Consider the following 22,928-nt stretch of genomic DNA (forward strand, 5'->3'; position numbering starts at 1 on the left):
TTTTTTATAAATATACAAAATTAGATTTTTTCTTTTCCTAAGATTAGCAAAGGTAAATTCTCATTAAACCACTTATATTTATTGATGATCATTATATGAGTTCCGCCTTTAATATTAATAGCATTTTTTATTCTTCCGATAGGAAAAACAGGGTCTTTATCTCCATGAATATGAATCACTTCTAATGGAGCATCACACTGCTGCCAATTTACAATATTATCAATAGACCAATCTATATAAAATTTGTCTCTAACGGAAAGATATTTCTCATACAAATGCAACCTCTTTTTAGAAACATCACCAAATGCATACTTAGCAAGCAATTCGATATTACTAACCAATCCTGTAGGCAATAATTTATGAAGCTTCGTATACTTTGCAAGAAGCATTCTCTTAGGAAGTTCCTTATTACTTTTAACGCTGGATATAATTATTATTTTTCTTGCTGAAATATATTTAGCCATTTCCTGAACAAGAATCCCTCCAAAGGAAACCCCTATTAACACAGGCGATTCATAAGGAATGGTCTTTGCCATTCTTTCAGCATACTCCTCCAAAGTTTCTTTTAGCTTAGGAACTTCCCACTCTAAATAGTGAATTTTAAAAACATCTTCAGGCAACTTAATATTTTCAAAGATTGAAGAACTCGCGGCCATGCCTGGCATCAAATAAACATGTATTAACTCTGCTTTCATCGATATTAATAATTGAAAAATAGAAGGTTAGCTATTTTTTTCGTACCTTTGCGCTGCTAAAGGTATATAATTCTCCTTCAATAAGACTACCGACCTTAAATTAATTATATCGAATCCGATGGAACTTACTTTGCGAAATATACGTTTCGTAATAGCAAATAGGATTCTGAGCACTAATTATTAATGATTTTTAAACCTCATAATAATGAATGAAGTAGTAATTAATGACAATGAGTTTTTGCGCCAATTTGAAACAAAAATTGATGATAAGCTAGCTAAAATAGAGTATGCTTCTCAAGAACGAAAAATCTTCTTAACAAAACTTGTTATCCCAGAAGAGGTAACAGATCCAGACTTCAAAGATGCATTCATTACAACTGTTTTGAAGCATATTGAAGAGAAAAATTTAAGTGTAGTTCCTACAAGTCCCCAAATCGCTGGTTTTCTTAGAAAACACAAAGAATTTAAAGATTTATTACCAGTAGGAATTAGAATTTAAAAATTGTCTAGAACGACAATTACTGTCTTTTCGAGCAGCATCGAAATATCTTATTTTATAATAAAAATATTTCGAAACTGCTCTAATTGGCAGCGATTAAACTACCCCCTTAAGAAAGACTTCCTTTATTAATTTACAGCTACTTGCTCTTCTGCAAATGCTATTCTCACCATACCATCTTCATCGATTTTAGTAAGAGTTACTTCTTGCAACGTATTTACCAAACCAGGATTCCAAGGTGCTTTTACTTTCACATAATTCTCTGTAAATCCGTGTATATATCCTTCTTTATTTTCACTTTCAAAAAGAACTGTTCTTGTTGTTCCTATTTGATTTTCATAAAAAGCTCTTCTTTTCTTAACAGATAACCCTCTCAGCATTTTACTACGCTTAGCACGAACTTTATTAGAAACAACACCATCCATTTCAGCAGCTACAGTATTATCTCTTTCTGAATAAGTAAATACATGTAAATATGAAATGTCTAATTCATTTAAGAAATTATAAGTCTCAAGAAAATGTTCTTCCGTCTCCCCAGGGAAACCTACAATAACATCCACTCCAATACACGCATGCGGCATCACCTCTTTAATTTGGCTTACACGGTCTACATATAATTCTTTTTTATAACGTCTTCTCATCAATCCGAGAATATGGTTACTTCCACTTTGCAATGGAATATGAAAATGAGGAACAAACGTTCTACTTTTAGAAACGAAATCTATCGTTTCATTTTTAAGAAGATTCGGTTCAATAGAAGAAATTCTGAGTCTCTCTATTCCTTCCACTTCATCTAAAGCAGTTACCAATTCATAAAAAGTATGCTCATGCCTTTTGTTCCCAAACTCACCTTTACCGTAGTCACCAATATTAACTCCAGTAAGTACAATTTCCTTTATTCCTTGCTCAGAGATTTCTTTAGCGTTCTTTAAAACACTCTCCAAAGTATCACTTCTAGAAATTCCTCTTGCAAGTGGAATCGTACAGTAAGTACATTTATAATCACACCCATCTTGAACTTTTAAAAATGCACGTGTCCTATCTCCAATAGAGTAACTTCCAACATAGAAATCTGCATCTTCAATCTCACAACTATGAACCTCTCCAAAATCATTTTTAGAAAGATCGTTTAAGTAATCTGTAATTTTAAACTTCTCGGTTGCTCCAAGCACCAAATCTACTCCATTAACATCTGCTAACTCTTCTGGCTTTAATTGAGCATAACATCCAATTGCAGCTACAAAAGCATTTTCGTTTACCTTTTGTGCTTGCTTTACTATTGTTTTAAAACGCTTATCTGCATTTTCCGTTACAGAACAAGTATTAATAACATAAATATCTGCCTTTTCAGAAAAATCAACCCTATCAAATCCCTCTTCAGTAAAATTACGAGCAATAGTAGATGTTTCTGAAAAATTCAGCTTACAACCTAAAGTATAAAATGCAACTTTCTTTCTTTCCATTTTGGACAAATTTTAAACCTTTCTGAAACACATATAGAGCCACAGAAAAAAGCGTACAAATATACCAACTTATTTGGAGGTATTAAAGTACTAGCCTTTTGGTTTTTAATATTTTAATTATTTGAAAGTAAATGATCTCGAATAAGATAAGCTCGAGAAACATTAATAAATTTTAAAAAAGTGACTGAAATTAGATTTACTCCTTACGCCACCTTTTACTAGTTTCAAAAACATGATCTAGCACAGCTTTATCAGTCTCTGTAAACGCAACCCCTCTTCTCTTCATCATTGCTTCAGCAGCTGCATAAGCTTTTTTAGGTTGGTATGTAGTTAAACCATTAGCACCACCCCAGCTAAAGCTAGGTATAAAATTACGCTGATAACCGCTTCCAAAAATGTTAGCGTTTACACCAATAACAGTCCCAGTATTAAACATTGTATTGATTCCGCACTTACTATGATCTCCCATCATCATTCCACAAAACTGTAATCCTGTTTTAGCAAAATTTTCAGTTTCATAATTCCATAAACGAACTGGAGAATAATCATTCTTTAAGTTTGAACTATTGGTATCTGCTCCGATATTACACCACTCTCCTAAGACTGAATTCCCTAAAAATCCTTCATGCCCCTTATTTGAGTTTTCAAAAAGAACAGAATTATTAACCTCTCCTCCTATTTTACAACCTGGCCCAATAGTAGTTGGACCATATATTTTAGCTCCCATTTTAACAATAGAGTTCTCCCCAAGAGAAAAACCCCCTCTAATAATACTCCCTTCCATAACTAAAGAGTCCTTCCCTAAATAAATAGGTCCGTTTGTAGCATTTAGCGTACAGAACTCTATCGTTACTCCTTCTTCTAAGAAAATATTATTTGGAGCAATCACATTATTACTACTCGGGATCGGCTCACTTCTCCTTCCTGAAGTCAACAGTTTAAAATCGGCCTCCATAGCCTCTCCATTCTTCGAAAAAATATCCCAAGTGTTTTGCAACTGAAAACATTCTCCTTCATACTCAAGAGCCTCATAGGTGCTCAGATCTACATCTTCTTGCCCCTCTTTTGTATAAAATGCAATTACCTCTTCTCCAAAAAATATAGCCTGATTCTCTTTTAGATCTTTCACCAACTCTACAATACCTCCATTTGGTAAAAAAGAAGAGTTTATAAGAACATTCTCCTCCATTTCTACCATCGGATAGCTCTCTTCTAGATATTCTTCAGTAACTGTAGTGGTCGTGTATCCTAAATATTTTTCCCATTTTTCTCTAATCGTCAGAATCCCAATACGGATATCTGCAACAGGACGCGTATATGTAAAAGGCAATAAAGCATTGCGAACAGGACCATCAAAAAGAATATAGTTCATAGCTATAAATTTTTAAGATAAAGATAGTTTAATGATCATTATAATAATGCTAAAAAAAGATCAAAAAACATCAGAATATGAAGGTTAGATTTTGGAAAACAAAAAAACCTCTGAAAATATCAGAGGTTAGTATTTCTATAAATAGAAATCTATTATTTTTTGAATTTTGCGTATTTGTTTTTGAACTTATCGATACGTCCAGCAGTATCTATAAGTTTTGACTTTCCAGTATAGAAAGGGTGAGATGATCTAGAAATCTCTAATTTGATCACAGGATATTCAACACCATCAACTTCAATTGTTTCCTTCGTATCTGCTGTAGATTTTGTAATAAAGACATCATCGTTAGACATATCTTTAAATGCTACTAATCTATAATTTTCTGGATGTATACCTTTTCTCATCGCTATATATTTTTTAAACTTCAGATTTTTTTCGAGGTGCAAATTTATCAATTTATTTTATATAAACCATATTTTTATATGGAAATTTGCAAGTATTTTTTTTTATTCTAATATTCTGTAACAAATATACAAGAATATCTACTAATTTTATATAAAACTATTCAACTATTAAAAATGGAAAACAAACAACCAACAACAGGGAAATTCGCGCTTAGATACGGGCTATTACTAGGTGCGGTGAGCGTTACCTTCGGAATAATGCTTTACTTAACAGATATGCATTACCAACAAGAAATTAGCACCTTAGTAATAAGTATTGCTATTATGCTTGCTGTAATTCTTATTGCTCTATTCCAATTTAAAAAAGCAAATGATGGATATATGACCTTTGGAGAGGCTTTAAAAATCGGAATTGGATTGTGTCTTATTGGAGGTGTAATAAGTATGCTTTTTCAATTACTATTATCTAACGTAATCGACCCAGGTATGGTAGATAAACAAATGGAAATTGCTAAAGCCAAAATGGTAGACTATGGAATGACACAAGAACAAATTGAGAGTCAGCTTGAAATTTCTAAAAAAATGTCAGGTCCTTTCATTCAAGCTGCATTTGGATTAATATTCAGTATATTTTTAGGGTTTGTTCTAACCCTTATTCCTGCTTTAGTAATGAAAAAAACTAAAAGTGAATTGTAATTTATATCTTTGAATTTATTTTAGATAAAAGGAATTCATGGATATATCAGTAGTAATACCACTACTCAACGAACAAGAGTCTTTAAAAGAATTACACGATTGGATTGTAAAGGTTATGCAATCCAATCGTTTTTCTTATGAAATCATCTTTATAGATGACGGAAGTACAGACGATTCTTGGAATACCATACAAACACTTTCTGCCAATAATAGCGCTGTAAAAGGAATCCGTTTCCTAAAAAACTTCGGAAAATCTCAAGCCCTGCATGCTGGATTTGAAATGGCACAAGGAGATGTTGTTATAACCATGGATGCAGACCTCCAAGATAACCCTGAGGAAATCCCAGAATTATTCCACCTTATAAAAGATAATAACATTGACTTAGTTTCTGGTTGGAAAAAAGTGCGTTACGACTCCGTAATTTCTAAAAACTTACCTTCTAAACTATTTAATTGGGCTGCTAGAAAAACTTCTGGTGTTAAGCTAAACGATTTTAACTGCGGATTAAAAGCATACCGTAAAGCGGTTATAAAAACTATAGATGTACACGGCGAAATGCATCGCTATATTCCTGTTCTTGCAAAAAATGCTGGTTTTACAAATATTCAAGAGAAAGTTGTAAAACATCAAGCGAGAAAATACGGTACTACAAAATTTGGAATGGAACGCTTTCTAAATGGCTTCCTAGACCTTATTACTATATGGTTTATCTCTAAATTTGGAAGACAACCCATGCATTTATTTGGAGCTTTAGGGGTTCTTATGTTTATAATTGGGTGCTGCTTTGCTATATATTTAGGAATCGATAAACTGTTTTTTAGTCCCTATGGCCGACTTATCACGCAAAGACCACAGTTCTATATTTCTTTAACAGCTATGATTATTGGTACACAATTATTTATTGCTGGTTTTTTAGGGGAACTCGTTTTAAGATCAAAAAATCAAGAGAAAAGATATAAAATACAACAAACCATTAATTTAGATAATTTTAAAGTAGAAATAACCTCATAATTTCTTACCTTAAAATCCTATTGAAAAATTAACCGAAAAAGATGATATCAGAAGAGAATTTAAAAAATGCAAAGACTTGGTTAACAGATTTTTTTGATGCCGACACAAAAAAAGAAGTCCAACAACTTATAGACTCCAATTCAGAAGAATTAAATGAAAGTTTCTATAAGAACTTAGAGTTTGGAACTGGAGGAATGCGTGGAACAATGGGCGTTGGAACCAATCGTATTAATAAATATACTTTAGGAAAGAACACACAGGGAATTAGCAATTACCTAAAGAAATCCTTCCCAAATGAAGAGCTTAAAGTAGTTATTGCATACGATTGTCGTCATAATAGCGATACCCTCGCTAAAGTAGTTGCAGATGTTTTCTCCGCTAACGGAATCAAAGTTTATTTGTTTTCTGAATTACGAACTACTCCTGAGTTATCTTTTGCAGTAAAACATTTAGATTGCCAATGCGGTATTGTTCTTACTGCTTCTCACAACCCACCTGAATATAACGGCTACAAAGTATATTGGAAAGATGGCGGACAAATAGTGCCTCCTCAAGACAACGAAATTATAAAGGAAATTGAAAGTCTTTCTTTTGATGCGATTAATTTTAACGCAGACAACAGTAAGATTAATTATATAGATAAAGAGGTTGATGAGGCGTTTATAAATGCTTCCGTAGAAAATGGAAGTTTTGGCGCAAAAGGAAAAAATGATTTCTCTATTGTTTTCACTTCTTTACATGGAACATCAATTACCGTTTTACCAGAAGTTTTAAAGCGCGCTGGTTACAATAATGTGCACGTTGTAGAAGAACAACGTAAGCCAGACGGAAACTTCCCTACTGTTAAATCTCCAAATCCAGAAGAACCTGAAGCACTTGCTATGGCTATAAAAAAGGCCGACGAGATTAATGCTGATATGGTTATTGGTACCGATCCTGATAGTGATAGATTAGGAATCGCAGTAAGAGATAACGAAGGTAAAATGGTGCTCCTTAACGGAAACCAAACCATGCTTTTAATGACGCGTTTCTTATTGGATAAATGGAAGAAATCTGATCGTATCAATGGAAATCAGTTTATAGCTTCTACTATTGTTTCTACTCCAATGATGAACGTTTTAGCTAAAAGTTATAAAGTTGAATATAAAGAAACACTCACTGGTTTTAAATGGATCGCTAAGCTGATAAAAGACTTCCCGATGCAAGAATTTATTGGTGGTGGTGAAGAAAGTTTCGGATTCATGGTCGGCGATTTTGTTAGAGATAAAGATGCTGTTACCTCTTCCCTACTTGCTTGCGAGATTGCTTCGGATGCTAAAGCTAAAGGAAGCTCTTTCTATAAAGACCTTTTGAAATGCTACGAAGAGTTTGGACTTTACCGAGAAAAACTTATCTCTATCACAAAAAAAGGTATCTCTGGAGCCGAAGAAATCAAACAAATGATGATCGATTTAAGAGAGAATCCTATTAAAGTTATAGACGGTTCTAAAGTTAGCTATGTAGAAGATTATTTAAGTTCTACTAGAATCAACTTATTAACTGGAGATAAAGAAGGTATTGATATCCCTTCTTCAAATGTATTAATCTATTATACGGAAGACGGAACTAAAATTGCCGCTAGACCGAGTGGTACAGAACCAAAAATAAAATTCTATTTCAGCGTTAAAGGAAACTTAGATGAAGTTGCTCATTATAATGAAGAAACAGAAAAACTAGATGAAAAAATAAGTCGTATTATCGAAGAATTAAAGCTGAATTAATAATATTTTTCATCTATAATTATAAAATTCCTTAAGCCTGCCTTTTAATATAGGCAGGCTTAATTTCATAATAAAACGTACATTTGCAACTGTTTTATTTTAGCATAAATAAATATTTTATTTAAAAATATTAAATGAATTACTTCAAGAAAATACTACGTTTTGCTGAGCCATATAAAAAGTATGGTTACCTAAACATCTTTTTTAATATTCTATACGCTCTATTTAGCACACTGTCTTTTGTAGCGCTAATTCCTGTGCTTCAAGTTATTTTTGGTGACAATAAGTTAATTACTAAAAAACCTGTATTCGAAGGAATAAATCACATAAAAGATTTCGCTCAAGATTACCTTAATTATTTCCTATCAGATTTAATTAGTGAAAAAGGAAGCTTTTATGCACTTATGGTCATGGTTTCCGTAATCATCACCTTATTTTTACTTAAAAACCTCTCCAATTATATGGCGATGTTTTACATTACCTTTTTAAGGAATGGGGTCTTAAAAGATATTCGATCTAGCATGTATAAAAAGATCGTTTCCCTTCCTCTTTCTTTCTATTCTGAAAAGAAAAAAGGAGACACTATTTCTCGTGTAAGTGGTGATGTTGAAGAAGTAAGAAACTCCATTCTTTCCGTATTAGAAATGATTGTGAGAGAACCTTTAACAATCCTATTTTCTTTAATATTCATGTTTTTCTTCAGCATGAAATTAACTCTTTTCGTTTTTGTTTTCATTCCTATTGCAGGTTTCGCTATTTCAAAAATCGGAAAGTCATTAAAGAAAAAATCTATAAAAGTTCAACAAGAACAAGGCTTCTTCCTTTCTATTTTAGAAGAAACAATGTCGGGACTCCGCGTTATAAAAGCTTTTACTGCGGAAGATTCTTTTAACAAACGTTTTTCAGAATCTAACGAACGTTTTTATAAGTATTCCAATTCGGTATTAAACAGACAGAATTTAGCTTCTCCAATGAGTGAGCTATTAGGTATTATCGTTATAGCTATTTTATTAGTTTACGGCGGATACCTTGTCTTTATCGATCAAAGTATGCAGGCTAGTTTCTTTTTAGGATACATTATGCTTGCTTACAATATCCTAACACCAGCCAAAGCAATATCTAAAGCTAGTTATAGTTTAAAAAGAGGAAACGGTGCTGCAGAGCGTATTTTAGAACTTCTTGAAACAGAGAACACCATAATAGACGCACCAAATGCTATTGAAAAAACAAGCTTCGATAAAGAAATAGACATCAAAAATATTTCCTTTAAATACGAAGATGAATTAGTCTTAAAAGATTTCAGCCTCGCTATTCCTAAAGGTAAAACAGTTGCTTTAGTGGGACAATCGGGAAGCGGGAAAAGTACGATTGCCAATTTAGTAACTCGTTTTTACGATGTTAATAAAGGAAGTATAGAAATTGATGGGACTGATATTAAAGACATCTCTATTAAAAGCTTACGTACTTTAATGGGAATCGTAACTCAAGATTCTATTCTCTTTAACGATACTGTTGCCAATAACATCCGCATCGGTAAGCCAGACGCTACACAAAAAGAGATTGAAGAGGCTGCTAAAATTGCTAACGCTTACGATTTTATAAAAGAACTCCCAGATGGCTTCGAATCTAATATTGGTGATGCCGGTGGGAAACTAAGTGGCGGACAAAAGCAACGTCTTTCTATTGCTCGTGCCGTACTTAAAAACCCTCCTATTATGATTTTAGATGAGGCCACTTCTGCACTCGATACAGAAAGCGAGAAGCTAGTACAAACTGCCTTAGAAAATATGATGAAAAATAGAACCTCTATTGTCATCGCTCACCGTCTTTCTACAATCCAGAATGCAGATACCATTGCCGTGATGCAAAAAGGAATCATTGTAGAACAAGGAACACATCAAGAGTTATTAGACCAAAAAGGTGTTTATCAGAAATTAGTAGAAATGCAATCTTTCGAATAAACAAAACTCCTATATAGCATACAAAGCAAGAAACCTCGAGAATCAACACTCGAGGTTTTTTTAATTTACTTATTTCCCAATACCGACTATTATTAAAAAACATAATTATAGCTCCATATAAGCTATTAAGTCTTTTGGAAAAGAATAACTTTATATACTATTTTAAACCTTTTTATTAATTTAGAGTCAAAGAATAAATAAACGCTATTGCAAGAAGAAATTTTAATTAAAAACCTAAAGGATGATGCCACACAAGAAGCAGCATTCAAAGATCTTGTGTCTTTTTACAAGGAGCGTTTATATTGGCATATTCGAAGAATAGTGCTAGATCATGATGATACTGATGATGTTTTACAAAATACCTTTATAAAGGTCTACAGAAACATCCATTCTTTTAAAGAAGACAGTACATTATACACTTGGATGTACCGCATAGCAACCAATGAGTCGCTTAGCTTTATAAAAAAGAAAGCTAATGAATACAAAACAACAAGTGAAGAAATACAAACACAATTAGTAAATAACTTAAAAGCAGATACCTATTTTGATGGAGATGAGATACAACTAAAATTGCAACAAGCCATAGCCACATTACCAGAAAAACAGCGATTGGTTTTTAATATGAAATATTTTCAAGAAATGAAATACGAAGAAATTTCAGCAATTTTAGATACTTCCGTTGGAGGATTAAAAGCATCATACCATCATGCAGTAAAAAAGATTGAAACATTTTTAAAGGATTAAATGAAAAACGATAAGCTACATATAGAAAAAGATGGTTTTAAGGTTCCAGAGAATTATTTCTCGGAATTTGAAAATCATTTATCAGAAAGGTTAGCTTCTGAAGCAATTCTTCCTGAAAAATCTGGTTTTAAAGTTCCGGAGACTTATTTTGATACTTTAGAAGATTCTATTTTATCTAAAGTGAAGCCAAAAGATAAATCTCGTGTTATCAAACTATCATGGTTTTATAATGCCGCAGGAATAGCCGCTATTTTTATCATAGGTTTTTTTATCAGTAAATTCATCCCTCAGCAATCGGATGCAGATTTCGACGGACTAGCAATTTCAGAGATTGATGCCTATATAGAAGATGGTTATTTCCCTTTAAATACCTTTGAAATAACAGATACATTTAGCGATATATCGCTTACAGATATAGACATCGCCTCCAATTTAAGTGAAGATGATATCTTTGATTATCTGGATGAGAATATGAGCACCTACGGGGCAACAATTACAGACGATAACTAATAAAGTCATAGTTTTAATTATATAAAAACATGAAAAAATACCTGCTAATAATATTATTAAGCATCTTTTCGTTCCAGTTACAGGCACAAAAAGACAGCAAGAGAGATCATATAAAGTCTCTTAAAATCGGGTTTCTAACCGAGCACTTAGAACTTACTCCACAAGAGGCAGAAAAGTTCTGGCCTATCTACAATGCTTATGATGAAGCTATGTATAAGGCAAAGTATTTAGCATATAAAAACATAAAGCATCAATTAAAGCATGAAGGTTTCGAAAAACTCACAGAGAGCGAAGCTAAAGTATTGCTAAAAAAACTCGAAGAGATAGAAAGAAATGAATTCGAGCTTAATAAAAAGTTTGTGAGCGACTTAGACCAAGTGCTTTCAGCAAAAAAAATCATCTATCTAAAAAAATTAGAAGATGATTTTAATAGAAAACTTTTAGATAAACTCCGTAGCGAACATCGCAACAGGAACAAAAATTGACACACTTTGATTTTAGTAAGTCTACTTACGTAGATTTACATTGGCCATTCTTCTTTTTAGCTTATGCCTATTAAACGTTAGGTTTTTAGAGGTATCATTCCTCTTAGCTAAAAAGAAGGCCAATAATATTACTACAAAAGAAATCACTATTCCTCCCATAGCTCCTACCAAGTATATCCCTAAAACTAAAGTAGCAACATACACCACTCCAAAAATTAGTAGTTTGTTTATTAGCAGTTCGCTAAAAGAATAATCTACAGCTCGGATTTCATCTACATGATAAGTTGTTGTCTCACCACAAGAAACACATTTAACAGAGAAATTATCACCGTATTTCATGGCATAATCAATTCTATTATCCATTGTGTGGGGTGCTTTATTCTCTGTATTACAATTAGGGCACTTTACAATTAATTTCATTTTAAAGGTTAGTTTTGGGGTTTTATGAGGCAACTTTTGCCTCTATATGGTATTATTTAAAGCGTAATTTAGCAATTCTATTACTTCCTGCGGCATAAGCTGTACTATCATCTACAAAGCGAATGGTATAAAAAGATTCATCTGAAATCTGTTTCCATGTTTCTCCGCTGTTATTAGAAAAAGAAATTCCTTTAAAGCCAACGGCAACAAGCTCTTTTGCCTCTCCTCCAGGAACATACTGTACACAAGAACGATATCCAGGGTCTTGCCCTTCTCCTACTAACTTCCAAGTCTTCCCACCATCAATAGTAACGGCTTTGTTTGCTTTATTATCAGTTGGATCGGTATAATCACCACCAATTACAAAACCATTCATTTCATCATAAAAATCGATGGAATAAATCCCTTGTGTTGATTTCCCTTGTACTATTGGAGTCTTATAAACTTGCCATGTTTTCCCTTTATCAGGAGAATAAAAAACGTTTGCTTTTGTTCCTCCTGTTGCAATCCACGTATGATCCCCTACAACAGTAATATTGGTATTACTAGCTGCAAAAGCTGCTTCGCCATCATTCCCGGCAGGCAATGCATTACAAGAAAGTTTATTCCAACTCTTACCGCCATCTCTTGTTACAATAACAGATAAACATCCATCGGTTGGGTCTCCCATGGCGATTCCTTCTTGGTCGTTCCAGAATTTCATAGCATCATAAAATACATTTTCATGGTCTTCACGATACACTAATTCCATTTTTCCTGTATCTCCTGTTTTATATAAAAGCGCAGGATTCCCAATACTGAGCATATAAAAATCGCTATTGGTACTGGCTACGGCACGAAATTCTATTGATAGCGAATCTTGATTCATCTTTTGAGTTATTACTTTATCATCAGCAATATTATAAATCCCAAAAGTATTATTCGATCCTGCAAAACCAACGCTCCCCTGCATCAATGTGATGGCACGGATACTTATAGAATCATTAAAAACTTCCTCCACAGAAACATCTGTATAATTATGAGGCACATACTTTTCCTTTCCACAGGAAACGACTATAAATAAACAAAAGGCAAATATTTTCTTCAAACTAGTATAATTTGCTTTAAAAATAAGTTTTATCGCTTACAAAGCAATACCTTTGCAAACAATTATTTTTTGACAGATTCGAACTGGTTTTATAATCCATTTCCCGTGTGTTAAAAAAAAGATAATATCATTATAACATTCGCTTGTATAAACTCTTGCGAATTACTTTTTAAAAATAGAATTATATGCGTCTTCACAGAAATCTTGTATTTGCCGTTATTGATGGGCTACACCTTATTTTTAATGAAAATAAATATGCCGATAAAGTTGTAGAACAACTTCTTAAGCGCGACAAGAGATGGGGCGCTAGAGATAGAGGTTTTGTTGCTGAAACCACCTACGATATTGTTAGATGGAAACGTCTGTATGCCGAGATTGCAGAAGTAAAAGAACCTTTTACAAGAGACAACTTATGGCGTATTTTTGCTGTTTGGGCTACTTTAAAAGGTATAAAACTTCCAGATTGGAAACAATTAGAGGGGACTCCATCCAGAAAAATTAAAGGTCGTTTTGATGAGCTATCAAGAGTTAGAAAATACCGTGAGTCGGTTCCAGATTGGTTAGATGCTATCGGAGAGAAAGAACTTGGAGAAGAGCTTTGGACAAAAGAATTACACGCTCTTAATGAGCAAGCCAGTGTTATTTTACGTGTAAACACACTTAAAACTAATAAAAGAACATTGCAAGACCTTTTAATGGAAGAAGGTATAGATACCTTATCTATTGAAGGATATCCAGATGCGATTCAGCTAAAAGAACGTGGTAATATCTTTAGAACGGAGGCTTTTAAAAACGGATTTTTTGAAGTTCAAGATGCTTCTTCTCAATTGGTAGCAGAGTATCTAGATGTACAACCAGGAATGCGCGTTGCAGATGCTTGCGCTGGTGCTGGTGGGAAATCGCTTCACTTGGCTGCTAAAATGGAAAACAAAGGGCAAATTATTGCGCTTGATATCTACGGAAATAAACTAAAAGAACTGAAACGTAGAGCACGAAGAAATGATGTTCATAATATCGAAACTCGAGAAATCGATTCTACAAAAGTGATTAAGAAGCTACACAATACAATGGATCGTGTGCTAATTGATGCGCCTTGTAGCGGATTGGGAGTGTTGCGTAGAAATCCAGATGCTAAATGGAAATTACAACCTGAGTTTATTGATAAAATTAAAACTACACAACAAGAAATTTTAAACGACTACTCTAAAATGGTGAAGTCTGGTGGGAAATTAGTTTATGCTACGTGTTCGGTACTTCCATCGGAAAACCAAGATCAGGTGACGGCGTTTTTAAAGTCTGAAAATGGAAAGGAATTTGAACTTATAAAAGACAAAAAAGTACTGGCTTCTAATGCTGGATTTGATGGATTTTATATGGCGTTACTTCAGAAAAAGTAAACTCCCCTTTTATGTTTTTTAGATCTATACTAGCTTTATTTTTAGTTTTATCGGTTGCTTGTAAAACAAAGACAAATGAATCTGCGGCTACGGCTTTATTCAATCCGAAGCAAGATGCTACTACTTTTACACTTCCGAAGGAACTAAAAAACTACTATAAAGACATAGATTTTTCTTTAAGAACAATCCCACTATACGAGGCGTTGGCTGTTACCACTATTGCCAAACACACCAATATTTTAAGCTACAGAAAGCGCCATAAATACCTTTATAAAGTAGATGCTAGCACTACCAATACTGATAGTGTGATACTAATGTATTCTGGCGAAGAACGCTATTGGAAAGAGTATGTATCTGGGAACAACCCATACAAAAAGCAGACATTTAATACCGAGCACGTTTACCCACAATCGCTTATTGAAAACACCGCTAAAGGAGATTTACACCACCTAAGAGTTTGCGACGAGAGAACCAATACCCGAAGAAGCAATAATAAGTTTGTAGAAGGGAGTGGCGACTACGAATTGAAATATAAAAGTTGGTTTCCAGGTGATGAATGGAAAGGTGATGTTGCACGAATGATTATGTATTTGAATCTCCGCTATAACGAATCTTTTAAAGACATAGGAAGCATTGCACTCTTTTTAAAATGGAATGCAGAAGATCCTGTTTCTGAATTTGAAATACAACGTAATAATAGAATCGCTAAGGTTCAAGGAAACAGAAATCCTTTTATTGATAATCCGTATCTAGCAACGCTCATTTGGGGCGGAAAAAAAGCAGAGAATCGCTGGTAATAGCTTTATCTAGTCCTCCTACTCCCACACTTTAACACCTTCAGAAATAATTCATTTACAAGACTTTATATTTTATATAGAAAATATACATATATTTATAGTAAATATAATTTTTTGCTCGCTTTGGTATAAAAGATTCACATCGTAACAACCTCACAACAACACACACCAGAGCTATAAGCACAATCTTACAACATCACACATCAATAAAAAGGAAGGCAATACCATTAATTAAATAGCAAATGGGCGGTTGTCTTTTACGGTATCACTTTTACACCATTACCCCGCATATAAATAGCATTCTTAAAAAACCCGCTATTTAAAGGCGTTACATACGTAACCAAAACATCTTATATATATGAGCAAAGAAAACTATGATGCCAAACTAGCGCTGTTGCAAGCCATACCGCAAGAGGCGGTAAAAACCCCAAACATGCCTGTAGATATTTTTTTACAAGAAGCAGAAGACCTTTATGTTTGGTTGCAAAAAGATAGTAAAGAATTAAAAAGTGTGGGACTTAATTGGCAGACTTTTGTTAACGATCTCCCCGTTCGTGCTGGCGCATTACGGCATGCACAGTCGCTTTGGGTAGCAGAACGTTACGGCCGAGAGGAGGCTCGCAAAGAATGGGATCTTGTATCTCCGCAGGCATACGAGCTTAGAGACGATTTGCTTAATGCTTTTAGATTTGCCTATAGAGACAGACAGGATTTAATAAACCGTGTAAGCGAAATTTCTGATGGCTATGGACATCCAGATATGATTCAAGATTTAAGCGATTTGGAAACCTTTGGAAAGAAAAACAAGAAGGAGCTTCAGGCGATAAAATTCGATTTAACATTACTAGACATTGCCGCAGATACTTCAGATGAGATGGCAGATTTACTAGCGAAAGCCAATGAGTCTACTGAAGATAACAGCGAGCAGAAACATATCCGAGATCAAGCATATACACACCTCTATGAGGCGGTAAATGAAATAAGAGATACTGGAAAATATGTATTCAGAAAGAATCCAGAACGCTTTAAAGGATACATTAGTAAGCACAAAAAAAGAAATAGAAGTTCTTAAAGTTCTCCCCACATACAGTCTGCTCTTCCCCACGGTGGGGAGCAGTAGACTAACTGTGGGGAAGGCTTTACACCCCGTGGGGAAGCACCCAAACTGCGTGGGGAACACTTTTATACCTGTGGGGGAGCCCACTCATAGCGTGGGGAAGCGTTTATATACTGTAATGCATTGCTACCACTGGGCGGAGGATAGCCTTAAAAGGTAGATTGCTACTATTTTTACTGAATTGGGATCCAAATTTCTTCTTCGGAAGTAGGGTCGTCGTTCTTATACTTCGCTCCCATAATCGCAAAATGAGGACGGTGGTCCAATACATTCTTAGTAGAAGAAAGCCACTCTCCAAAAATATACTGATACGCCTTAAATGCTTCAGATGATTTGCCTTTGTAGGTAAAGACAGCATATTTACCCTTAGGAACAATAAGTGTTGCAAACTCTTGCGGAACTTCTTCAGCAATACTAACACGTACAGTCGCCCATTTTTTAAAATTCTTTGTAGGTACAAACTCCTTAAAATAGTCTTCGTCATATTCTTCCACAGAAAAATAGTCTGCTCCTACTCTATTTTTAATCTTAAAAGCTTCAGGCATAAAACTTCCCCATAAAGTTCCTGTTTTATTTTCAGCAATAGACATTTCTAAATACTTACCCACTAATACGATCTTATCAATAGTTTCTATTCTATGTTCCATCGGTTGGTTTTAGATTCTTATAAGTTGTAAACTTAAAAAATTAAAAAAGAGTATGCGTATATTTGGTACATAAAGCAAAACCAAAACCCTTATAATAATGAAAAAACACTTTTTAATGATCTGCCTATTTTCTGCTGTATATTCTTTTGGACAACAAACGGCAGTAGAATTTGCAAACTTTGCAAAATATGAAGCTGAAAATAAAGCCCTACCAGCTCCAAAGACTTCGGAAGACCGCGTAGTTTTTATGGGGAATTCTATAACGGAAGGTTGGAAAAACAATCACCCTGAGTTTTTTGAAAACAACCCTTATATAGACCGTGGTATTAGTGGGCAAACGACTTCGCAGATGTTACTTCGTTTCCGTAGAGATGTAATCGACCTAAAACCTAAGGCGGTTACCTTTTTAGCTGGGATTAATGATATTGCAGAAAACACGGGACCTATTGAAATTAAAGATGTCTACGGAAATATTATTTCTATGGTAGAATTGGCTCAGCAAAACAACATCGTTCCGATAATTTGCGCTACCCTTCCTGCAAATCATTTTCCGTGGAGAGAAAGAATACAACCTGCAACCAAGGTAATTGAGCTTAATGAAATGCTTAAAGCTTATGCCAAGAAAAATAATATTGTCTATGTAGATTATTACAAGGCGATGGTAGATGATAAAATGGGATTGAGTGAAGAATTGGCTTCCGATGGCGTACACCCAACCTCTAAAGGCTATGATATTATGGAGCCTTTGGTAAAGAAAGGTATTGAAGAAGCCTTAAAAAATTAGGACACAAAATAGAGTTGTTCTTTAGCAAACGGCGGCATGGCAACTCCTATGTCGCCGTAATATTTTTCTGGAATTCCTAAATCGGCAATATAGATTTGTGTATCGGTTTCTAGCAACGGAATTAATAATTTCTTGGGAGCTGCCAAGGTAATAATATAGTCTGCATTAAAACGTGGACTGTTATCACCCTCAGAAATCCCCATGGGTAAATCCAATGAAATGCGAATGGTATTTGCATTATTTGCCTTAGCTATGATGGTTTCGAATAGGTTTCCTAGCGGGAGCTTTTGTGAAAACCCTAAATAGGCATCCACCCAAACATCTGGATTTTTTATCGCTTCTCTTTTTGCTCCATATAACATGGCTCGTTTTAATTGTTGCAAAGGCAATTCTTTGGTAATTTCTATCGGAAGGTCTAAATACACGTTATATCCCCATGCCGCAAGTCTCCTCGCAGCTACGAGTCCGCCACCACCATTATTCCCGTTTCCTGCTCCTATTAATATGGTGCTTTTTGGGCTTGCTTTACCAGCAATAACACGTGCTAAATGGAGGCCAGCATTTTCCATCATAAGTTCTATGGGAAGCGCGAGTTCTGCAATTGCTTTATAATCCATCTCTTTAAAAGCCTCTAAAGACAAGGCATTGGCTATAAAATCGTATTTCATTTAAAAGCTATTTTGTAAAACAATTTTTGTCATTATTAGGGATCTATACCTATAAATGTATATTTTCTACAAGGTAGCCATATCTATATTTAATACAATTAAAAAAGTGTAAGAAATGCTTAAAATTAACGACTTAAAATAAGAAGTAATTGCTTAAATTTGCGCTTTAATACAAACTAGACGTCTGTTATAATTAAGACACAAACACAATATAGTATGATCCTTTTCTTCGGAAACCCAGAAATCAAGGTCTTTGCCGTTCAAACGAACGACGAAATTTCACAAGAAAATATAACTAAGTTATCATGGTTATTTGGCGATCAGCCACAAATCGAATCGGCGTCTGTAGACGCTTTTTTTATTGGGCCGCGTGCAGCAATGATTACTCCTTGGAGTACCAATGCTGTTGAAATTACTCAGAATATGTGTATCCCTGCGATTATCAGAATTGAGGAGTTTCATGCTTGTAAAGAAAATTCGGAAGATTTTGACCCGATGCTTACTCAGAAATATAATGGTTTAGATCAGGATATTTTTAAGATTGATATTGAGCCAGCTGCTATAAAAGATATTGATGATGTTGCGTTATTTAATCAGCAAGAAGGATTGGCTTTAAATGATGAAGAGATTGATTATTTAAATGAACTTTCTGAGAAACTAGGAAGGAAATTAACCGATTCTGAAGTTTTTGGTTTTTCTCAAGTGAATTCTGAACACTGTCGTCATAAGATTTTCAACGGAAGCTTTGTGATTGATGGAGAAGAGAAACCGATGTCTTTATTTAAAATGATTAGAAAGACTTCTGAAGAGAATCCAAATGGAATTGTATCTGCTTATAAAGATAACGTTGCATTTATAAAAGGACCAAAAGCGGTACAGTTTGCTCCTAAAACAGCAGACAAACCAGACTTCTATCAGGAGAAAGATTTTAATTCTGTTTTATCATTAAAAGCAGAAACACATAATTTCCCAACTACAGTAGAACCGTTTAATGGTGCTGCAACTGGTGCCGGAGGAGAGATTCGTGACCGTTTGGCTGGAGGTAGAGGTTCTTTACCATTGGCTGGAACTGCGGTTTACATGACATCTTACTCTCGTTTGGAAGAAAATAGACCTTGGGAAAAAAATATGGAGGAGCGTAAATGGTTATACCAAACGCCAATCGATATTCTTATAAAAGCCTCTAATGGAGCTTCTGATTTTGGTAACAAATTTGGACAACCGCTTATTGCTGGTTCTGTCCTTACTTTTGAACACCAAGAGGAAGCTAGAAAATTAGGGTTCGACAAAGTAATTATGCTTGCCGGAGGAATTGGATATGGAAAAGAAGAGCAAGCCCTAAAAGCATCGCCAAAAGCGAGCGATAAGATTGTAGTTTTAGGAGGTGAGAATTATAGAATCGGTATGGGTGGTGCCGCTGTTTCTTCTGCTGATACAGGAGAATTTAGTAGTGGTATTGAACTTAATGCTGTACAACGTTCTAATCCTGAAATGCAAAAGCGTGTTGCCAATGCAGTACGAGGAATGGTAGAAAGCGATGAGAATGAAATCGTTTCTATTCATGACCACGGTGCTGGTGGACACTTAAATTGTCTTTCTGAACTTGTTGAAGATACAGGAGGAAAAATAGATCTTGATAAGTTACCTGTTGGAGATCCTACCCTTTCTGCTAAAGAGATTATTGGGAATGAGAGTCAAGAACGTATGGGACTTGTAATCGGGAAAGAGCATACAGAAAAGTTAAGAAATATTGCCGAGCGTGAGCGTTCTCCAATGTATGAAGTTGGAGAGGTTACAGGAGATGATGTTTTCTGTTTTGAGTCTAGTACCAAAGGTGATAAACCAATGGATCTGGCTATGGAGGATATGTTTGGAAGCTCTCCAAAAACCATCATGACCGATAAAACTGTTAAAAGAAATTATCCAGATGCAGCCTATAGCATCGATAAAGTACAAACCTATTTGGAGCAAGTATTGCAGCTAGAAGCTGTTGCTTGTAAAGATTGGTTAACAAATAAAGTTGACCGTTGTGTTGGTGGACGTGTGGCGAAACAGCAATGTGCTGGTCCGCTTCAATTACCACTTAACAACTGCGGGGTAATGGCGCTAGATTTTAAAGGAAAAGAGGGAATTGCAACTTCTATTGGGCACTCCCCTGTTTCTGCGCTTGTAGATCCTGTGGCGGGAAGTAAAAACTCCATCGCAGAATCGCTTACCAATATTGTTTGGGCACCGCTAGAAGAAGGTTTAAAATCGGTTTCACTTTCTGCAAACTGGATGTGGCCTTGTAAAAATGAAGGAGAAGATGCTCGTTTATATGAAGCTGTAAAAGGATGTTCTGATTTTGCTATTGAATTGGGAATTAATATCCCAACAGGGAAAGATTCTCTTTCTATGAAGCAGAAATATCCTAACGAAGAAGTGATTTCTCCAGGTACAGTTATTATCTCTGCTGGTGCACATTGTAGCGATATTACAAAGGTTGTAGAACCTGTATTGCAGAGAAATGGCGGAAGTATTTATTACATCAACCTATCTGAAGATACTCTTAAATTAGGAGGTTCTTCTTTCGGACAGATATTAAATGCGATAGGAAAAGAAGTTCCTACTATTAAAAGTGCTAAGAATTTAAAAACAGCTTTTAATACTATTCAAACTTTAATAAAAGACAATCAGATTCTTGCTGGTCACGATGTTGCTAGCGGTGGATTGATTACTACTTTATTAGAAATGTGTTTTGCTGATATTAATTTAGGAGCGCAATTAGATCTTTCTTCTATTGGAGAGGCAGATTCTATAAAATTACTCTTTAATGAGAATACAGGAATCGTTTTCCAAGCGAAAGATGATGCTACTGTAGAGAAAACTCTTGCAGATGCGGGAGTAACATTCCATAAAGTAGGGAAACCACTTGAAGGAGATCGCTTACAATTGATAAACAATGCAGACAGTTTCTCTTTTAGTGTGAGTCAGTTAAGAGATGTTTGGTATAAAACATCATTCTTATTAGATCAAAAGCAAACTTTAAACAATGTAGCAGAAGATCGCTACAACAATTATAAAAACCAGCCGCTTACTTATAATTTCCCAGCTAATTTCACAGGAAAACTTCCTGCATTTAATGGGAAACGACCAAAAGCAGCTATTTTAAGAGAGAAAGGAAGTAACTCTGAGCGTGAAATGGCAAATGCTATGTATTTAGCAGGTTTCGATGTTAAAGATGTCCATATGACTGACTTAATATCTGGTCGTGAAACGCTAGAAGATATTCAGTTTATTGGTGCTGTTGGAGGTTTCTCTAACTCAGATGTATTAGGATCTGCAAAAGGATGGGCTGGTGCATTTATGTATAACGATAAGGCTAAGAAAGCTATTGAAGACTTCTTTAAGAGAGAAGACACACTTTCTATTGGAATCTGTAATGGTTGTCAGCTTTTCGTTGAACTAGGACTTATAAATCCAGATCATTCTGAGAAGCCTAAAATGTTACATAATAAGAGTGGAAAACACGAAAGTATCTTTACTTCCGTAGAAATCCAAGCTAATAAATCGGTGATGCTTTCTTCTTTAGAAGGTAGTAAACTTGGTATTTGGGTATCTCATGGAGAAGGTAAATTCAACTTCCCTTACCAAGAAGATAAATATAATATTGTTGCTAAATATGGTTACGAAGGGTATCCTGCAAATCCAAACGGATCAGATTTTAATACTGCTATGTTGGTTTCAGATAACGGTCGTCATTTAGTTACAATGCCACACTTTGAGCGTTCTATCTTCCAATGGAACTGGGCTAATTACCCAGAAGGAAGAGAAGACGAAGTTTCTCCATGGATAGAAGCTTTTGTAAACGCTAGAAAATGGTTAGAAAATAAATAAGCACTCACTTTAGTGCCAAGTAAAACCGTAGTTGTTTTCACTGTTTTAACGTAATCGGATTCATAAACCAAGTCCTTTTATATGAAACAAGAAAACAACTACGGTTTTTTATGCTTGAATGTTTTTCACCTGAATCACAACATAGTAACATTTGTAAGGAAACTGTTGTTTAACCGACCAACTCTTTAGTAGAAATCTATATGTGATTCACTTTATTTTGAGGAGCGACTTCTAAATTTATTGCTGAATATAGATCCTTAGTTTTAGAAACTTTAAAACAATAATTAGACTAACCGCTGAAGGATCTTGTTTAAAAACAATCTTCAGTTAGGAGTTTAGAGCATTAAAAATTGACATTCAGCAGTGATAATTTATGATAATAAGTCATTATTCATTAAATAAAATAGGAATATCATCATATATAGGAATAAAAAGTCTTAAACTTACAAGAGGAATCTATAATTAGATTTCGAAATTGAGTTTTATTATTAATCACTCACATAATCAAGAACTTCGATGTGAATTTGAGTTCTT

21 protein-coding genes are annotated in these 22,928 nt (G+C 34.6%); 13 read left to right on the forward strand and 8 right to left on the reverse strand.

Annotated elements, in window-relative coordinates; genetic code table 11:
* Nucleotides 1–20 precede the first annotated feature (20 nt).
* Nucleotides 21–695 carry an alpha/beta hydrolase gene (locus ACN0TY_RS12720; RefSeq protein ID WP_417444805.1) on the reverse strand — a complete coding sequence of 225 codons (675 nt, stop codon included), beginning with the start codon at nt 693–695 and terminating at the stop codon, nt 21–23.
* A gap of 205 nt (nt 696–900) precedes the next feature.
* On the opposite strand from ACN0TY_RS12720, the gene ACN0TY_RS12725 reads away from it, so the two are divergent.
* Nucleotides 901–1,194, forward strand: coding sequence for a GNAT family N-acetyltransferase (locus ACN0TY_RS12725; protein ID WP_236959187.1), 294 nt, complete (start codon nt 901–903; stop codon nt 1,192–1,194).
* A 128-nt stretch (nt 1,195–1,322) separates the two neighbouring features.
* On the opposite strand, the gene mtaB is transcribed toward ACN0TY_RS12725, so the two are convergent.
* From mtaB to ACN0TY_RS12740, 3 genes are all read right to left on the reverse strand, one after another.
* Nucleotides 1,323–2,657, reverse strand: a complete 1,335-nt coding sequence (gene mtaB, locus ACN0TY_RS12730) for a tRNA (N(6)-L-threonylcarbamoyladenosine(37)-C(2))-methylthiotransferase MtaB (RefSeq protein WP_417444806.1) — start codon at nt 2,655–2,657, stop codon at nt 1,323–1,325.
* Nucleotides 2,658–2,853: 196 nt separating this feature from the next.
* A complete protein-coding gene (locus tag ACN0TY_RS12735) occupies nt 2,854–4,029 on the reverse strand; it encodes a GlmU family protein (RefSeq protein WP_417444807.1) in 1,176 nt (391 codons plus the stop codon).
* Between the two features lie 152 nt (nt 4,030–4,181).
* A complete protein-coding gene (locus tag ACN0TY_RS12740; protein ID WP_236959184.1) occupies nt 4,182–4,433 on the reverse strand; it encodes a type B 50S ribosomal protein L31 in 252 nt (83 codons plus the stop codon).
* A gap of 174 nt (nt 4,434–4,607) precedes the next feature.
* Between ACN0TY_RS12740 and ACN0TY_RS12745 the strand changes: the two genes are divergently transcribed.
* The 7 genes from ACN0TY_RS12745 to ACN0TY_RS12775 all read left to right on the forward strand — a co-directional run bounded on the left by ACN0TY_RS12745 (nt 4,608) and on the right by ACN0TY_RS12775 (nt 11,601).
* Nucleotides 4,608–5,129: a DUF4199 domain-containing protein gene (locus ACN0TY_RS12745; protein WP_236959183.1), complete on the forward strand. Its 522-nt coding sequence runs from the start codon at nt 4,608–4,610 to the stop codon at nt 5,127–5,129.
* A gap of 37 nt (nt 5,130–5,166) precedes the next feature.
* Nucleotides 5,167–6,141 carry a glycosyltransferase family 2 protein gene (locus ACN0TY_RS12750; RefSeq protein WP_417444808.1) on the forward strand — a complete coding sequence of 325 codons (975 nt, stop codon included), beginning with the start codon at nt 5,167–5,169 and terminating at the stop codon, nt 6,139–6,141.
* A gap of 41 nt (nt 6,142–6,182) precedes the next feature.
* The gene (locus tag ACN0TY_RS12755) at nt 6,183–7,901 is read left to right on the forward strand and encodes a phospho-sugar mutase (RefSeq protein WP_417444809.1); all 1,719 of its coding nucleotides are present in this window, start codon (nt 6,183–6,185) and stop codon (nt 7,899–7,901) included.
* Nucleotides 7,902–8,035: 134 nt separating this feature from the next.
* Complete coding sequence (locus ACN0TY_RS12760) at nt 8,036–9,862, forward strand: ABC transporter ATP-binding protein (RefSeq protein ID WP_236959180.1); 1,827 nt, start codon at nt 8,036–8,038, stop codon at nt 9,860–9,862.
* Nucleotides 9,863–10,069: 207 nt separating this feature from the next.
* Entirely contained in the window at nt 10,070–10,606 is a 537-nt protein-coding gene (locus tag ACN0TY_RS12765) for an RNA polymerase sigma factor (RefSeq protein WP_236959179.1), read from the forward strand.
* Nucleotides 10,607–11,116 (forward strand): hypothetical protein, encoded by a 510-nt coding sequence (locus ACN0TY_RS12770; RefSeq protein WP_236959178.1) that lies wholly within the window; start codon nt 10,607–10,609, stop codon nt 11,114–11,116.
* Nucleotides 11,117–11,145: 29 nt separating this feature from the next.
* Complete coding sequence (locus tag ACN0TY_RS12775) at nt 11,146–11,601, forward strand: hypothetical protein (protein ID WP_236959177.1); 456 nt, start codon at nt 11,146–11,148, stop codon at nt 11,599–11,601.
* Nucleotides 11,602–11,622: 21 nt separating this feature from the next.
* Here ACN0TY_RS12775 and ACN0TY_RS12780 read toward each other — a convergent pair whose 3' ends face one another.
* Both ACN0TY_RS12780 and ACN0TY_RS12785 read right to left on the reverse strand, forming a co-directional pair.
* Nucleotides 11,623–12,021 (reverse strand): hypothetical protein, encoded by a 399-nt coding sequence (locus ACN0TY_RS12780; protein WP_417444810.1) that lies wholly within the window; start codon nt 12,019–12,021, stop codon nt 11,623–11,625.
* 52 nt (nt 12,022–12,073) lie between these two features.
* Nucleotides 12,074–13,108 carry a WD40/YVTN/BNR-like repeat-containing protein gene (locus ACN0TY_RS12785; RefSeq protein WP_417444811.1) on the reverse strand — a complete coding sequence of 345 codons (1,035 nt, stop codon included), beginning with the start codon at nt 13,106–13,108 and terminating at the stop codon, nt 12,074–12,076.
* 185 nt (nt 13,109–13,293) lie between these two features.
* Here ACN0TY_RS12785 and ACN0TY_RS12790 point away from each other — a divergent pair, with 185 nt between their 5' ends.
* From ACN0TY_RS12790 to ACN0TY_RS12800, 3 genes are all read left to right on the forward strand, one after another.
* Entirely contained in the window at nt 13,294–14,505 is a 1,212-nt protein-coding gene (locus ACN0TY_RS12790) for an RsmB/NOP family class I SAM-dependent RNA methyltransferase (RefSeq protein ID WP_236959174.1), read from the forward strand.
* Nucleotides 14,506–14,516: 11 nt separating this feature from the next.
* Nucleotides 14,517–15,302, forward strand: coding sequence for an endonuclease I family protein (locus ACN0TY_RS12795; RefSeq protein WP_417444812.1), 786 nt, complete (start codon nt 14,517–14,519; stop codon nt 15,300–15,302).
* A 358-nt stretch (nt 15,303–15,660) separates the two neighbouring features.
* Complete coding sequence (locus tag ACN0TY_RS12800) at nt 15,661–16,374, forward strand: hypothetical protein (RefSeq protein WP_417444813.1); 714 nt, start codon at nt 15,661–15,663, stop codon at nt 16,372–16,374.
* A 218-nt stretch (nt 16,375–16,592) separates the two neighbouring features.
* On the opposite strand, the gene ACN0TY_RS12805 is transcribed toward ACN0TY_RS12800, so the two are convergent.
* A complete protein-coding gene (locus ACN0TY_RS12805) occupies nt 16,593–17,066 on the reverse strand; it encodes a GyrI-like domain-containing protein (RefSeq protein WP_417444814.1) in 474 nt (157 codons plus the stop codon).
* Between the two features lie 97 nt (nt 17,067–17,163).
* Between ACN0TY_RS12805 and ACN0TY_RS12810 the strand changes: the two genes are divergently transcribed.
* On the forward strand, nt 17,164–17,850 hold the full coding sequence (locus ACN0TY_RS12810; RefSeq protein ID WP_417444815.1) for an SGNH/GDSL hydrolase family protein: 687 nt from the start codon (nt 17,164–17,166) through the stop codon (nt 17,848–17,850).
* Here ACN0TY_RS12810 and ACN0TY_RS12815 read toward each other — a convergent pair.
* Nucleotides 17,847–18,518: an NAD(P)H-hydrate epimerase gene (locus tag ACN0TY_RS12815; RefSeq protein ID WP_417444816.1), complete on the reverse strand. Its 672-nt coding sequence runs from the start codon at nt 18,516–18,518 to the stop codon at nt 17,847–17,849. The genes ACN0TY_RS12810 and ACN0TY_RS12815 overlap by 4 nt on opposite strands.
* Before the next feature lie 216 nt (nt 18,519–18,734).
* Between ACN0TY_RS12815 and purL the strand changes: the two genes are divergently transcribed.
* Nucleotides 18,735–22,394: a phosphoribosylformylglycinamidine synthase gene (purL, locus tag ACN0TY_RS12820; protein ID WP_417444817.1), complete on the forward strand. Its 3,660-nt coding sequence runs from the start codon at nt 18,735–18,737 to the stop codon at nt 22,392–22,394.
* The last annotated feature ends 534 nt before the right edge of the window (nt 22,395–22,928 follow it).

Origin of the sequence: Joostella sp. (assembly GCF_048266025.1) — a bacterium.
Classification (GTDB): Bacteria; Bacteroidota; Bacteroidia; order Flavobacteriales; family Flavobacteriaceae; genus Galbibacter; species Galbibacter atrarenae.